The following is a 14,097-nucleotide window of genomic DNA, read 5'->3' as shown; positions in this document are numbered from 1 at the left end:
GAATTTTGTATGTTTTTAAGTTGTTGATTTATAAGCCTTTATTTTTGATTTAAAGCTGGCATGCGGTCTGCAATATCCCTATCGACAAAGGCCGGAACATCCGGTCGACAAGAACGGTAGAGGGATTGAGCACATGAACAGCCAGCGTCTTGCCCAATTGCGTATTTCGCCCCTGCGGGTACAGCAAGGTCTTTTCGCCAGCCTGGTGCTCCTGCTGGTGTTGCTTGCCACCCAACAGTGGCAACTGCATGAGCAAAATCGTGAAGCGGCTGCGCTGCGTCAGTCGCTGATTTCCCAAAGCCTCTCGCTGAGCCAGGCGCGTACATCGGTCTCGACCGTGGACAGCCAGGGTTGGGCGCGCGCTCCGGTGCAGGTCGATCGTGTTGTTTCTCAGGACAGTCTGGCGCGCCTGCCTCAACAGTCGCGTTGGGTCTTCTGACCTGATCGGATTCCCACAGTAGTAAGGAGTATCACTATGTTGAGCTGGGCTATTACATTCTTGATCATCGCTATCGTTGCAGCCGTACTGGGCTTCGGTGGTATTGCGGGTACGGCAACCGGTATCGCGAAGATTCTGTTCATCGTGTTCCTGGTCATGTTCGTGGTGTCGTTTTTCTTCGGCCGTCGCGGTAGAGGCTGACATGCGTAACCTGACTCATCTGCTGGCCGCCGCCCTGTTAATGGGCGGTAGCGCCGCCACCCTGGCCGCCAACGATGGTCAGGTGCGTGTTAACGAATTGCTGAGCAGTTCCTCCGATTACCGCCAGGCCTGGACCCAGGCCGTGCAAAAAGAGGAACGCTTGCCTGAGTGGGTCATGAACCTGTCAGGCGTTGCCGAGCCAATGACCGCCACCACCCAGGACGGTGATCCCTATCGGGTGGGGGTGCTGTGCGAGACTGCCGAGAGCTGCCGCAGCCAGCGTCTGATCGTGGCTGGCAGCCTGGACGGCAAAGACATCTACGCCCTGCTGGTTACGGTGCCGGCTGGCTTGCCGAACGACAAGTCGCCAAAAAGCCACGCCACCCAACGCTATCTGGGTAATCCCGATAAGGGAACGAAGACGCTGCTTGAGGAACAACTGCTCAAGGATCCGAACTGGTACTGACTGAACGGGTGGTAAAGCCGCTGACGGTCAAACCGTTTCTTTATCAACGCTGCACGGCTTCCTGGAGGAAGTACGTGCATGACCAGGGGGCCGGGATGCACTGATTGATCGGATCGGTGCGACCTAGGGGTACAGGGAGTACCTCCGCTGAGGGCCGGGTCAGGTGAAGCCGCCATGCCGTTTTCGACGATACGCAGACGTCGAAACCCGCATGGCGCTTTTTATTTGTGCTTGCGTCAAAGCTGAAGAGTTCCGCCGTACATCCGTAAACTGCTGCAGAAAATGTCCTCAAATCTTTTCAGGTTGTGTCATGCGACATTTTTTCCTATTGCCAGGCTGAAAGCACCGGCCCAGCAACCTCCAGGCCATTTTCCCAGCGTCATTAACAGCATTTAACAGGGCATTTCTGCCGTTATCATATGCCGATTCTGCATGACTTAGGCGGTTATGGCATTAGACGTGCCTTGGCCCCGTCTGAATAGTTGCGCCTTTTTTTCGCTTGCTTTGAGCCCGGATGCTCTTTCGCGGTGACTTTCTGTGGACAGTGCGGGGCTTTCTTCCACGACTTCGGTCTGCCGCGGATGAGGCAGGGCGGGCACGCGGTTCCCAAGCTGATCCAAGCCACTTCGCACAAAGGTAATGACATGAAGAAGGCAAAACTGAGTCTGGCATGGCAGATTCTGATCGGTCTGGTTCTGGGTATCGCCATCGGCGCGCTGCTCAACCATTTCAGTGCCGAGAAGGCCTGGTGGATCAGCAACGTCCTGCAACCGGCAGGTGACATCTTCATTCGCCTGATCAAGATGATCGTGGTGCCCATCGTCGTGGCCTCGCTGATCGTCGGGATTGCCGGTGTGGGCGATGCCAAGAAGCTCGGCAGCATTGGCCTGAAGACCATTATCTACTTCGAGATCGTGACCACGGTCGCCATCGTTGTGGGCCTGGTGCTGGCCAACCTGTTCCAGCCTGGGGCCGGCATCGACATGAGCTCGCTCGGTACGGTGGACATCTCCAAGTACAAGACCACCGCCGCCGAGGTGCAGCATGACCATGCGTTCATTGCCACCATCCTCAACCTGATTCCGTCCAACATCTTCGCCGCCATTGCCCGTGGCGACATGCTGCCGATCATCTTCTTCTCGGTGATGTTCGGCATGGGCCTGGCCAGCCTGCAAAACGAAGTGCGCGAGCCGCTGGTGAAGATGTTCCAGGGCGTCTCGGAAACCATGTTCAAGGTCACCCACATGATCATGGCCTACGCGCCGATCGGTGTGTTCGCCCTGATCGCGGTCACCGTAGCCAATTTCGGTTTCGCCTCGCTGCTGCCGCTGGCCAAGCTGGTGATCCTGGTTTACGTCGCCATCGCTTTCTTTGCCTTCGTGGTGCTGGGCCTGATCGCCCGCATGTTCGGCTTCTCGATCATGAAGATCATCCGCATCTTCAAGGATGAGCTGATCCTGGCCTACTCCACCGCCAGCTCCGAGACCGCCCTGCCGCGGGTAATCAGCAAGATGGAAGCCTACGGTGCGCCGAAAGCCATCTGCAGCTTCGTGGTCCCGACCGGTTACTCGTTCAACCTCGACGGTTCGACCCTGTACCAGAGCATCGCGGCGATCTTCATTGCCCAGCTGTACGGTATTGACCTGTCGCTCGGCCAACAGCTGATGCTGGTCCTGACCCTGATGGTCACCTCCAAAGGTATCGCCGGTGTGCCGGGCGTGTCGTTCGTGGTCCTGTTGGCGACCCTGGGCAGTGTCGGTATTCCGCTGGAAGGTCTGGCATTCATCGCCGGTGTCGACCGCATCATGGACATGGCACGTACCGCCCTGAACGTGATCGGCAACGCCCTGGCGGTGCTAGTCATCGCCCGTTGGGAAGGCATGTACGACGATGCCAAAGGCAAGGCCTACTGGGAGTCGCTGCCACACTGGCGCAGCAACGAGCCGGTGCCGGTCGGCAAGCCTGCGGCTGAGTAGGACCGGCTTTAGCCGGGAAGCCTTTGCGGTCTTCCCGGTCTTCCCGGTATTTCCGGTCTTCGCGGTCTTCGCGGCTAAAGCGGATCGCCGCCCGGCCGCTCCTACGGGGATCGCGATCGTCCCGTCAATTTCCCTCCGGCACACCTCCCCCGTTATCATCCCCGTCGTCTGAAGGGGGATGTATCCGATGCTCAATGGCCTGTGGCTTGGTTTTTTCGTCGTGGCGATGGTCGCCGCGCTGGCGCAATGGTTGATCGGCGGCAATGCCGGGATCTTTGCCAGCATGGTCGAGAGCATCTTTGCCATGGCCAAGCTGTCGGTGGAGGTCATGGTTCTGCTGTTCGGCACCCTCACCCTGTGGCTGGGTTTTCTGCGCATTGCCGAGAAGGCCGGGATCGTCGACTGGCTGGGCAAGGTGCTCAGCCCACTGTTCACCCGGCTGATGCCGGAGGTGCCGCCGGGCCATCCGGCGCTGGGCCTGATTACCCTCAACTTCGCCGCCAACGGTCTGGGGCTGGACAATGCCGCGACCCCGATCGGCCTCAAGGCCATGAAGGCACTCCAAGAACTCAACCCCAGCCAGACCACCGCCAGCAACGCGCAGATCCTGTTTCTGGTGCTCAACGCCTCGTCACTGACCCTGTTGCCGGTGACCATCTTCATGTACCGCGCCCAGCAAGGCGCACCTGACCCGACCCTGGTGTTCCTGCCGATCCTGCTGGCGACCAGTGTCTCGACCATTGTCGGGCTGCTGTCGGTGGCGTTCATGCAGCGCCTGCGGCTGTGGGACCCGGTGGTGCTGGCCTACCTGATTCCAGGTGCATTGCTGCTCGGTGGTTTCATGGCCTTTCTCGGTACGCTGTCGGCTGCGGCGCTGGCCGGGCTGTCATCGATTCTCGGCAACCTCACGCTGTTCGGCCTGATCATGTTGTTTCTGGTGATCGGCGCGCTGCGCAAGGTCAAGGTGTATGAAACCTTCGTCGAAGGGGCCAAGGAAGGTTTCGATGTGGCCAAAAACCTGCTGCCGTATCTGGTGGCGATGCTCTGTGCGGTGGGCGTATTGCGCGCCTCCGGTGCCCTGGACTTCGGCCTGGAAGGCATTCGCCACGTGGTCGAGTGGCTGGGCTGGGATACCCGTTTTGTCGACTCGCTGCCCACTGCGCTGGTCAAACCGTTCTCCGGCAGCGCGGCGCGGGCGCTGTTGATCGAAACCATGCAGAACCAGGGCGTCGACAGCTTTGCCGCGCTGGCGGCGGCGACCATTCAGGGCAGCACCGAAACCACCTTCTATGTGCTGGCGGTGTACTTCGGCGCGGTCGGCATCCAGCGCGCCCGGCATGCCGTGGGCTGTGCGCTGCTGGCCGAGTTTTCGGGCGTGGTGGCAGCGATCATGGTCTGCTACTGGTTCTTTGGCGCCACCGCCAGCTAAGTATCAAGGCGTCGCAGCAGGTCCAGACTCTGATGACGGCTCCGGGGCCGGCTGTGATTCAGGCGTCGCGGCGGGCGGTTGCTCTGCTGCTGGCTCCGGTGCTGGCTCTGGCTCCGTTTGCGGTTCTGGCGCCGCAACACCGGGCTCGGATGCCGCAGGCGCAGCGTCGTCATCGCCACCGGGTTTGAGCTGGATGATCCGGCCTTTTGGCTGGGTCACGGTCGGTTGATCGGCGTCGGTCACTTCAAAACGCAGTACGCCGATCATCTGCCCGTCCTCGGTCAGCACCCGAACCTGCCAGCGGCCCGCCACGTCCTGCGGGAAATTGCGCTTGTGGGTCCAGGCGCGATAGCCCTCCTTGCGCCCGCCGTTGATATTCAGGGCAATGCGGTCCACTTCTTCACCGTTGCGCCGCCACACATGGTAAATGCGCTCTTGCAGGCCGCGTGGGGCATTGATTGCGGTGTAGGCATACAGGCCGTCACGGCGCAGTTGAGCGGCGCTGATCTGGCGGATGCTTTCACCCGGTGTGCGACTTTTGTTGTCGAACTCGGTACTCACCGCCACTTCGGTCAGCCACAGCGTGGCCGGTGGCACCCAGGAGCGCAGCAGCCAGCCAGCGCTGCCCACGGCCAGGATCACGGTCACCAGCATCACCCCACTGCGCCAGGTGCGGATCGGAAAGCTCGATGCCAGGCTGGGAATCGACAGCACAATCGCGGTGCCGAGCGCCAGTTTGTAGCTCTCGGTGGTGGTCAGGTTGAGAATGATCGGCAGCGCGGTGAGCATCGCGGCGAACAGGGTCAGGGTATGCAAGGCCAGGAACAGCCAGCGGCGCGGTGCCAGCCAGCGGTAGTACAGCGGGTCGACGATGGAGATCAGCCCGGCCGCACCGAGCAGCGCCGTGAACAACGCCTGGCCGCTGTTCCAGGTGGTGGTGATGAAAAAGAACGGCAGGACGAAGAACAGGCTTTCCTGATGGATCAGCTGGGTGCCGTAACGCAGCAATCCTTGCGGAATTTCCTTGCCGAACTTTCGGTGCAACAACCCCACCACGCTGTTCTCGACCATCAGCCACAGCCAGCTGAGCATCATCACCACGGCGATCCAGCTGGCCAGCCCGGCCTGACGGTCGACCATGATGAAGCTGACGATCCCGGAGATGAATCCGCCCGCCGCAATGATGCCCGGATAGCGGCGCATCAGATCGAGGATGCGGGTGACGAGGACATTCCAGTGGGGCATTGGGCTTCACTTCAGCAGGGGTGGAAAAAAGTCGCCAAGCATAGCAATGCAGTGCGCAGCGCTACAGCCGTTGCTGACGGCGATAACGCAGCCCGCCGACCAGCAGCAGGATCATCAGCACTCCGGCAGCCAGGACCAGCCAATACAGATCGTCGTAACTGAACAGCGGTTTCTCGATGCGGATGTAGCCCGGTTGTTCGAGTAACTGACGCAAGGCCCGGTTGGCGCCCTCCAGGGTGACCGCCTGAATGCGCTTGGCCGGGTCGGCAAAGCGGCCATTCTCGTAATCGTTGAGCGCGCCCCAGTAATAGTCGGCCAGCGCGCTGTTGCCTTGCACGGCCCAGGCCTGCCGGGACACGGCGGCTTGTTTGAGGCGCTCGAAGGTTGCAGCTTGCAGGCCGTCACGCTGCAAGCGTTCAAGCAGCGCATGCAGGGTCTGTTCGGCTTGCAACAGGTCGCTGCGCTCGACATCGGCGTCCAGGCTCATCAGCCCGGTGTCGCTGAACACCTCGCGGCTGACCGAAGGGCCGTAGGACAACCCCTGTTGCAGGCGCAGTTCTGAGTACAGCGACCACTCCAGATAAGACCGGACCAGCTCCCAGGTTTCATCGTGTTGTTCATCCAGCAAGGGCTCGGGAAAGATCAGGTGCAGCCGGGCACTTTCGCCCAGTACCCCGCGGGTCAGTACCCGGCGTTGTTCAGCCACTTGTTTCGCGCTGTCCAGGGTCGGGTGTTCGGCAGGTTCGGTGGCGGCCAGGCGGCCATAGACCCGTTCCAGGTAGCCGGGCAGCAGCTTGTCCAGGTCACCGACCATGATCAGGGTCATGTTGTTGGGTGCGTACCAGGTCGCCAGGGCATCTTCGAGCTGCTCCAGGCTGACCGCCTCGACGTCCGGACTGTCGGCGCACTTCAGGCCCAGTTCGCTCGCCACCTGGCTGCTGGCGTTGCTGCCCGCCTCACGCCGGTCGAGCAGCCGTTGCAGGCGCGAGGCGTGGCCGCCGTCTTCATGGGCAACGATGCGCCTGACCGTGTCCAGGCGGCTCTGGGTCAGCTCGGTGTGGGTCAGCACCTGCATGAGCAGGTCGAGTACCTTGCGCTGGTTACGCGCCGGTGCCTCGATCACAAAGGTGGTGTCGGCGTTGCTGGTAAAGGCGTTCCACTCGCCACCGAGCGCCTGCATGCGCGACTCCAGACCGCCTTCGCCGCTGTCATCGATGCCGCTGAACATCAAGTGTTCGAGCAGGTGCGGCAGTTCTTTGTGCTCACAGGCAAAGTCATCAAAGCCCACCCCGACAATCAGCCGGATCGCCACATGGCCCTTGTCGTAGCCGGGCTTGAGCAGCACCTGCAAACCGTTGGGCAACAGATAACCCTGGGCTTGCAGACGGTCCAGGGCCAGGCTGGGAAGAGAACAGAGCAACAGCCAGATCAGCAGCAGGCAGCGCATGAGACAGCTTTTCCTTGCGGGCCAGTTGAATTGACATGCTGTTGAAAAACTACCTGCGTTGCCATTGCTGCGTTAAAAACAGGCTCAAAATGCTCATTTACAACCCGTAAACTCCGCTTTTTCGCCTGTTTTTGCCTTGCACTGGCTGCCTCGCCTACGTTTTTCAACGGCCTGCTAAACAGACTTCGCTGCCGCCGCTCGGTTCACACCGATTGTTCGCCTACCTGGCCTGGCGTCTCGTCCGGTCCGTCGCTGGACAGTGCACCCGTGTCGGCGGTTTCCAGTACCGCGTAGGCGCTGCTGCAGAACAGCGAGTTGAGGCGCTTCATGTCAGCCATCAGTTCCAGGTGCAGCGAGCTGGTCTCGATACTTTGCACCACTTTGCGTTGCAAACGGTTGACATGGGCGTGGGCCAGCCGCCGTTCCAGAGCGCGGAACTGGCGTTTTTCCTTCAATAGCTGGCGGGCGCTATGCGGGTCGCCGCTGAGAAACACCGACAGGCCCAGACGCAGATTGGCCTGCAACTGGGTGTGCAGGTCGGTGAGCTCTTCCAGACCGACGTCCGAAAACGATCGTTGCTGCGCGGTTTTCTGCTGCTGGATCTTGCGCAGCATGCGCTCGATCACGCCACTGGCCAGCTCCAGGTTGATGGTCAGCTCAATGATTTCGGCCCAGCGTCGATTGTCCTGTTCGCCCAGGTCTTCTCGGGGCATCTGCGCCAGGTACAGCTTGATGCCGCTGTACAGGGTCTCGACATCCTCATTGAGGCTGCGCACTTGCTGAGTGACAGCGGTCTGGGTGCCGTGCAGTACGGCCTGCATGGCGCCCAGCATGTTCTCCAGCAGGTCGCCCATGCGCAGGGTTTCACGCACCGCATTGGCCAGCGCCAGGCTGGGAGTCGCCAGCGCGGTCAGATCCAGATGCCTGGGTTTGATCGGCCCTGCGGTTTCGGCAGGCACTTGCAGCAAGCTGGCGCACAGGCGCGCCATGGGGCTGACAAAGGGCAGCATCAAAAGGCAGCGTGCGGTGTTGTAGACCAGATGAAAGCCGATCACCAGTTCCTGTGGCTTGAGCCTCAGCTCGTCGAGCCAGTTCACCAGCGGGTCAAGCACCGGGATGATCAGCACCAGGCCCAGCAGTTTGAATAGCAGGCTGCCCAGCGCCACCTGGCGACCGGGTACGTTCTGCATGCTGGTGCTCATGAACGCCAGCAGACCGCTGCCGATATTGGCCCCCACCACCAGACCGATGGCCACGTGCAGGCTGATGATGTCGGAACCGGCCAGCGTTGCGGTCAGCAGCACCGCCGCCAGGCTGGAATAGGAAATCAGCGCGAACAGCGCACCGACCAGGGCATCGAGCAGGAAGTCGCCGGTCAGCGAGGCGAACAGCACCTTGACTCCGCTGGCCTGGGTGATCGGCGCGGCGGCGCTGACGATCAGTTGCAGCGCCAGGATGATCAGCCCCAGACCGATGGCTACCCTGCCCAACTGGCCGGCGCGGGTCTGCTTGCGCGACAGAAAAAAGATCACCCCGAGGAAGATCAGCAGTGGCGACAGCCACGACAGGTCGAAGGTCAACACCCGCGACATCAGCGCGGTGCCGACATCGGCGCCCAGCATGATCGCCAGCGCCGGCGCCAGACGCATCAGCCCCTGGCCGACAAAGGATGTCACCAGCATGGCTGTGGCGTTGCTGCTCTGCACCAGCGCGGTGACCAGGATGCCAGCGAGAAAGGCCAGCGGCCGACGTGCAACGTTATGGCCCAGCACGCGGCGCAACTGACTGCCGTATACGCGCAGGATGCCGGTACGCACAATGTGCGTGCCCCAGATCAGCAGGGCCACGGCAGACAATAGATCGAGCAGGGTCAGCATATGCAAGGCCCCCTGTGGTGGTGTGAATAGCGAGCGACGCGGAATGTTTTTACTAAAGCTTTAGACCGCTTTGTGCGGTGCTGCCAGCATCGCACAGGCCTCAACGCATTGAAACAATTCTGTAATGAATGGCGCCCTGGCCTGTGCCCGGTAGGAGCTGCTTTAGCAGCGAAGGGTTCAGCCGCGAAAGGTCTTCGCGGCTAATTCGCGGCTGAAGCAGCTCCTGCCGGGTTAGCCGAGCCTCAGGCTTCGGCTGGCGCCGCTTCGGCCTTCTTGCGTGCCTGGCTGGTGCGCATCTTGATGTTGATCGCTTCAACCGCCAGCGAGAACGCCATGGCGAAGTACACGTAGCCTTTGGGCACATGAATGTCGAAGGCTTCGGCGATCAGCACCGTACCGACCACCATCAGGAACGACAGGGCGAGCATCTTCAGTGATGGATGTTTGTCGATGAAATCGCTGATGGCGCCGGAGCAGAGCATCATCACCAGCACCGCCACGATGATCGCCGCGACCATCACCGGCACGTTGGACACCATGCCCACCGCAGTGATGACCGAGTCCAGCGAGAACACGATGTCGATGATCGCGATCTGCACGATGGTTGCCAGGAACATGCCGCCAGCGCCCTTGGGCTCGTCGCCGGCCTCTTCTTCACCTTCCATGCCCTGGAAGATTTCCTGGGAGCTTTTCCACAGCAGGAACAGGCCGCCGAAGAACAGGATCAGGTCACGACCGGAAATGCCCTGGCCGAAGACGCTGAACAGGTCGGTGGTCAGGCGCATGATCCAGGTGATCGACAGCAGCAGCATGATGCGAGTGACCATGGCCAGGCCCAGGCCGAACAGCCGGGTGCGCTTTTGCATGGCTTTGGGCATGCGGCTGACCAGGATCGAGATCATGATGATGTTGTCGATCCCCAGAACGATTTCCAGGGCGGTCAGGGTCAAGAAAGCAACCCATATTTCAGGGTTGAGTAGCCATTCCATCAGTTGTTTCCTCAGGCGATAAAAAATCGCCGCCAGCTACAGCTGACGGCGATTCGGGGTTGAAACGCGGTTGAATCAGACGCTGCTGACCAGCGGGAACAGACCCAGCATGACAGCGGCAACCAGAATACACATGCAGACCAGGATCGCCCACTTGAGGGTGAAGCGCTGGTGGTCACCGAAATCGATACCGGCCAGGGCAACCAGCAGGTAGGTCGAAGGCACCAGTGGGCTGAGCAGGTGCACCGGCTGGCCAACGATCGAAGCACGGGCCATTTCTACCGCGCTGATGCCGTAGTGCGAGGCGGCTTCGGCCAGCACAGGCATGACGCCGTAGTAGAACGCGTCATTGGACATGAAGAAGGTGAACGGCATGCTCACCAGCGCGGTGATGACCGCCAGGTAAGGGCCCATGGCCTCAGGGATCACCGCCAGCAGGCTCTTGGACATGGCGTCGACCATGCCGGTGCCGGTCAGGATGCCGGTGAAAATACCGGCGGCGAAGATCAGGCCGACTACCGACAACACGCTACCGGCGTGGGCCGAAACGCGGTCCTTCTGGTCCTGCAGGTTCGGGTAGTTGATGATCATCGCGATGCTGAAAGCCACCATGAACAGCACTGGCAGCGGCAGCAGACCCATGATCAGGGTGACCATCAGGCAGAACGTCAGGGCACCGTTGAACCAGATCAGTTTTGGACGGCGGGCATCAGGGAATTGCGACACGCTGATTTCGCTGTGATCGATTTCATCGCCCTGCAATTGCAGCACGCCCAGACGAGCCCGCTCGCGCTTGCCATACAAGTAAGAGATGGCCAGCAGGCAGACCACGCCGGCAGCCATGGCCGGGATCATCGGGACGAAGATGTCCGAGGCATCGACATGCAGGGCACTGGCTGCGCGAGCCGTCGGGCCGCCCCATGGGGTCATGTTCATGATCCCGCCAGCGAGGATGATCAGGCCGGCCATGATCCGTGGGCTCATGCCGACACGGCTGTAAAGCGGCAGCATGGCGGCCACGCAGATCATGTAGGTAGTGGCGCCATCACCGTCCAGCGAAACCACCAGCGCCAGTACGGCGGTGCCGACGGAAATGCGCATCGGGTCGCCCTTGACCATTTTCAGGATCTTGCGCACCGCCGGGTCGAACAGCCCCGAGTCGATCATCAGGGCGAAGTAGAGAATGGCGAACATCAGCATGACGCCGGTGGGCGCCAGCTTGGTGATACCAGCGAGCATCATCGGGCCGATCTGCGGGCCGAAGCCACCGAACAGGGCAAAGATGATCGGGACGATGATCAGGGCAATCAGCGCGGTCATGCGCTTGCTCATGATCAGGTACATGAAGGCGATGACCATGGCAAAGCCAAGGAAAGTCAGCATGGCAATACTCCAGACGTATTTCGGTCAGGGAAACCGGAAAAGATGAAAGTCAGTTCTGCTCAGCGAGCAGTGGTCTGGAGTCGGGGCGCAAGGGAGGTGTACAGGGAGGTAGGAACAAGCATGTTAATCACCGTTATTCTTGTTGAATGTCCGGACGACGGCTGTGCGGTCGGCCTGGCTTACCGGTCTTTTGCCGGTGCTGGAGGCGATCCTAATCCCCCAAGCTTTCAGCCAGCTTTCAACTTCCTTTCAGCGTTGCGCTGTGCTTCGGCGTTTGTCGATTTTGCGCGTCAATCGGCTCTATGGATCCATTGATGATAATTGGGGCGATTATCGGATATATATTCTTGACTCAAAGCTGGCTCAGGATTTCAATGGATCCACTAATAAAAACAAATCCGGACCGGAGAGCCTGACCATGTACCCCATGAACGCCTGGTATGTTGCTTGCACCCCTGACGAAATCGCCGACAAGCCGCTGGGTCGGCAGATCTGTGGCGAGAAGATGGTGTTTTATCGCGGCCTGGACAACCAGGTGGTGGCGGTCGAGGATTTTTGTCCGCATCGCGGTGCCCCGCTGTCGCTGGGTTACGTGGAGAACGGCCAGTTGGTCTGTGGCTATCACGGCCTGGTGATGGGCGCCGATGGCAAGACGGCTGCGATGCCAGGCCAGCGGGTGCGCGGCTTTCCTTGCAACAAGACTTTCGCGGCTGTGGAGCGCTACGGGTTTATCTGGGTCTGGCCCGGTGATCAGACGCAGGCCGATGCAGGGCTGATTCCTCACCTGGAATGGGCGGTCAGTGACCAGTGGGCTTATGGCGGCGGGTTGTTTCATATCGGCTGCGATTACCGGCTGATGATCGACAACCTGATGGACCTGACCCACGAAACCTACGTGCACGCCTCCAGCATTGGCCAGAAAGAAATTGATGAAGCCGCGCCGGTCACTCAGGTGCAGGGTGATGAAGTGATCACCGCCCGGCACATGGAAAACATCATGGCCCCGCCGTTCTGGCGCATGGCCCTGCGCGGTAACAACCTGGCCGACGATGTGCCGGTGGACCGCTGGCAGATCTGCCGCTTCACCCCGCCCAGCCATGTGCTGATCGAGGTGGGCGTGGCCCATGCCGGTAACGGCGGTTATCACGCCGACGCGCAGTTCAAGGCATCCAGCATTGTGGTGGACTTCATCACCCCCGAGAGCGATACCTCGATCTGGTACTTCTGGGGCATGGCACGCAACTTCAATCCGCAGGATCAGGCGCTGACCGACACGATCCGCGAAGGCCAGGGCAAGATTTTCAGCGAAGACCTGGAGATGCTCGAACGCCAGCAACAGAACCTGCTCAAGTACCCGACGCGCAACCTGCTCAAGCTCAATATCGACGCCGGTGGTGTGCAGTCGCGCAAGATTCTGGAGCGCATTATCGCTCAGGAACAAAGCGCTGCCCCGGCCTTGATCGCCACTGCCCAATAAGCTGCAGGAGCCAATCACATGATCGACGTTATGGTGATTTCCCGCCGCGACGAAGCGCTGGGCATCTGCAGCTTCGAGCTGGCCCGTGCCGACCGCAGCCCCTTGCCGGCCTTCAGCGCCGGGGCGCACATCGAGGTGCAGGTGCCCGGCGAATCCGGGCTGCTGCGCCAGTACTCGCTGTGCAACCACCCCGCCGAGCAGCATCGCTACCTTATTGGTGTACTCGATGACCCGGCCTCGCGAGGCGGCTCAAGGGCCATGCACCAGTTGCTGCGCGCCGGCATGGCGCTGCGCATCAGCGAGCCGCGCAACCTGTTCCCGCTGGCCGAACATGCCCGGCGCAGCCTGCTGTTTGCCGGTGGCATCGGTATCACGCCGATTCTGTGCATGGCCGAACAACTGGCGAGCAGCGGGGCCGACTTTGAACTGCACTACTGCGTGCGCGCCCGTGATCGCGCCGCGTTTGTCGAGCGCCTGCACGCTTCAAGTTTCGCTGACCGGGTGTTTCTACATAGCGATCAAGAGCCGGCTACCGCGCTCGATGCCCTGAGTGTGCTGGCCGGGCCGCAGCCCGATGTGCATCTGTACGTGTGCGGGCCGGGTGGGTTCATGCAGCACGTACTCGACAGCGCCCGCCAGCAGGGCTGGCAGGAGGCCAACCTGCACCGCGAATACTTCGCCGCCGCACCGGTGGACACCAGTGCCGACGGCAGCTTTTGCGTCAGGATCGCCAGCAGCGGTCAGGAGTTCGAGATCCCGGCGGACCAGACGGTGGTCCAGGTGCTGGAGCGTCATGGTGTCGAGATTGCGGTGTCGTGCGAACAAGGCGTGTGCGGCACCTGCCTGACCGGCGTGCTCGACGGTGTGCCGGAGCATCGCGACCTGTACCTCACCGAAGAAGAACAGGCGCTGAACAACCAGTTCACGCCCTGCTGCTCGCGTGCCAAGACTGCGATGCTGGTGCTGGATTTGTAACAGCGGGCGGGCGCCGGGGCGCATTTTCGGGCGGTTGGCGACCTGTAATTGCAAGACGCCTCTCTTTCTATTGAAGGAAATTTCCGAGAAAATCCCGAGCCCTTGCGCGTGCAAAATCCCGCGACTAGGCTGCGTCCGTCACTGAACATCAGTGATCGGGTTTAGCAGCCTGTTTGTAGCTTGCTCGCGCAGT

General features: G+C 60.9%; 13 protein-coding genes. 8 read left to right on the top strand and 5 right to left on the bottom strand.

The genetic code is table 11. From position 1 onward, the window contains the following. Positions 1–133: 133 nt before the first annotated feature. From PSCI_RS08230 to PSCI_RS08210, 5 genes are all read left to right on the top strand, one after another. Positions 134–439 carry a hypothetical protein gene (locus tag PSCI_RS08230; RefSeq protein WP_045485125.1) on the top strand — a complete coding sequence of 102 codons (306 nt, stop codon included), beginning with the start codon at positions 134–136 and terminating at the stop codon, positions 437–439. A gap of 36 nt (positions 440–475) precedes the next feature. Next, a complete protein-coding gene (locus PSCI_RS28500; RefSeq protein WP_025257796.1) occupies positions 476–640 on the top strand; it encodes a DUF1328 domain-containing protein in 165 nt (54 codons plus the stop codon). 1 nt (position 641) lies between these two features. Continuing rightward, positions 642–1,106 carry an inhibitor of vertebrate lysozyme family protein gene (locus tag PSCI_RS08220; RefSeq protein ID WP_045485118.1) on the top strand — a complete coding sequence of 155 codons (465 nt, stop codon included), beginning with the start codon at positions 642–644 and terminating at the stop codon, positions 1,104–1,106. 644 nt (positions 1,107–1,750) lie between these two features. Continuing rightward, positions 1,751–3,082, top strand: a complete 1,332-nt coding sequence (gene gltP, locus PSCI_RS08215) for a glutamate/aspartate:proton symporter GltP (RefSeq protein ID WP_045485116.1) — start codon at positions 1,751–1,753, stop codon at positions 3,080–3,082. Positions 3,083–3,269: 187 nt separating this feature from the next. Then, positions 3,270–4,511 (top strand): nucleoside recognition domain-containing protein, encoded by a 1,242-nt coding sequence (locus PSCI_RS08210; protein WP_045494033.1) that lies wholly within the window; start codon positions 3,270–3,272, stop codon positions 4,509–4,511. 3 nt (positions 4,512–4,514) lie between these two features. Here the strand turns inward: PSCI_RS08210 and PSCI_RS08205 are convergent, their stop codons facing one another. The 5 genes from PSCI_RS08205 to PSCI_RS08185 form a co-directional block, all read right to left on the bottom strand. After that, positions 4,515–5,756, bottom strand: a complete 1,242-nt coding sequence (locus PSCI_RS08205) for a DUF5924 family protein (RefSeq protein WP_045485113.1) — start codon at positions 5,754–5,756, stop codon at positions 4,515–4,517. A 61-nt stretch (positions 5,757–5,817) separates the two neighbouring features. Beyond that, positions 5,818–7,203, bottom strand: coding sequence for a M16 family metallopeptidase (locus PSCI_RS08200; protein WP_045485112.1), 1,386 nt, complete (start codon positions 7,201–7,203; stop codon positions 5,818–5,820). Between the two features lie 203 nt (positions 7,204–7,406). Continuing rightward, positions 7,407–9,080 carry a Na/Pi cotransporter family protein gene (locus PSCI_RS08195; RefSeq protein ID WP_045485110.1) on the bottom strand — a complete coding sequence of 558 codons (1,674 nt, stop codon included), beginning with the start codon at positions 9,078–9,080 and terminating at the stop codon, positions 7,407–7,409. A 242-nt stretch (positions 9,081–9,322) separates the two neighbouring features. Continuing rightward, positions 9,323–10,069 (bottom strand): TerC family protein, encoded by a 747-nt coding sequence (locus tag PSCI_RS08190; protein WP_045485109.1) that lies wholly within the window; start codon positions 10,067–10,069, stop codon positions 9,323–9,325. Between the two features lie 75 nt (positions 10,070–10,144). After that, positions 10,145–11,452, bottom strand: coding sequence for a CitMHS family transporter (locus tag PSCI_RS08185; RefSeq protein WP_045485107.1), 1,308 nt, complete (start codon positions 11,450–11,452; stop codon positions 10,145–10,147). 120 nt (positions 11,453–11,572) lie between these two features. Here PSCI_RS08185 and PSCI_RS29015 point away from each other — a divergent pair, with 120 nt between their 5' ends. The 3 genes from PSCI_RS29015 to PSCI_RS08175 all read left to right on the top strand — a co-directional run bounded on the left by PSCI_RS29015 (position 11,573) and on the right by PSCI_RS08175 (position 13,904). Next, positions 11,573–11,767, top strand: a complete 195-nt coding sequence (locus PSCI_RS29015; RefSeq protein ID WP_144403214.1) for a hypothetical protein — start codon at positions 11,573–11,575, stop codon at positions 11,765–11,767. Positions 11,768–11,870: 103 nt separating this feature from the next. Further along, positions 11,871–12,929, top strand: coding sequence for an aromatic ring-hydroxylating oxygenase subunit alpha (locus tag PSCI_RS08180; protein WP_045485105.1), 1,059 nt, complete (start codon positions 11,871–11,873; stop codon positions 12,927–12,929). A gap of 18 nt (positions 12,930–12,947) precedes the next feature. Continuing rightward, positions 12,948–13,904 carry a PDR/VanB family oxidoreductase gene (locus tag PSCI_RS08175; protein ID WP_045485103.1) on the top strand — a complete coding sequence of 319 codons (957 nt, stop codon included), beginning with the start codon at positions 12,948–12,950 and terminating at the stop codon, positions 13,902–13,904. Positions 13,905–14,097: the final 193 nt, after the last annotated feature.

Source organism: Pseudomonas sp. StFLB209, from assembly GCF_000829415.1.
Taxonomy (GTDB): Bacteria; Pseudomonadota; Gammaproteobacteria; order Pseudomonadales; family Pseudomonadaceae; genus Aquipseudomonas.
The sequence above is the reverse complement of the archived record's forward strand: the minus strand, read 5'-3'. Positions and strand labels throughout refer to the sequence as shown.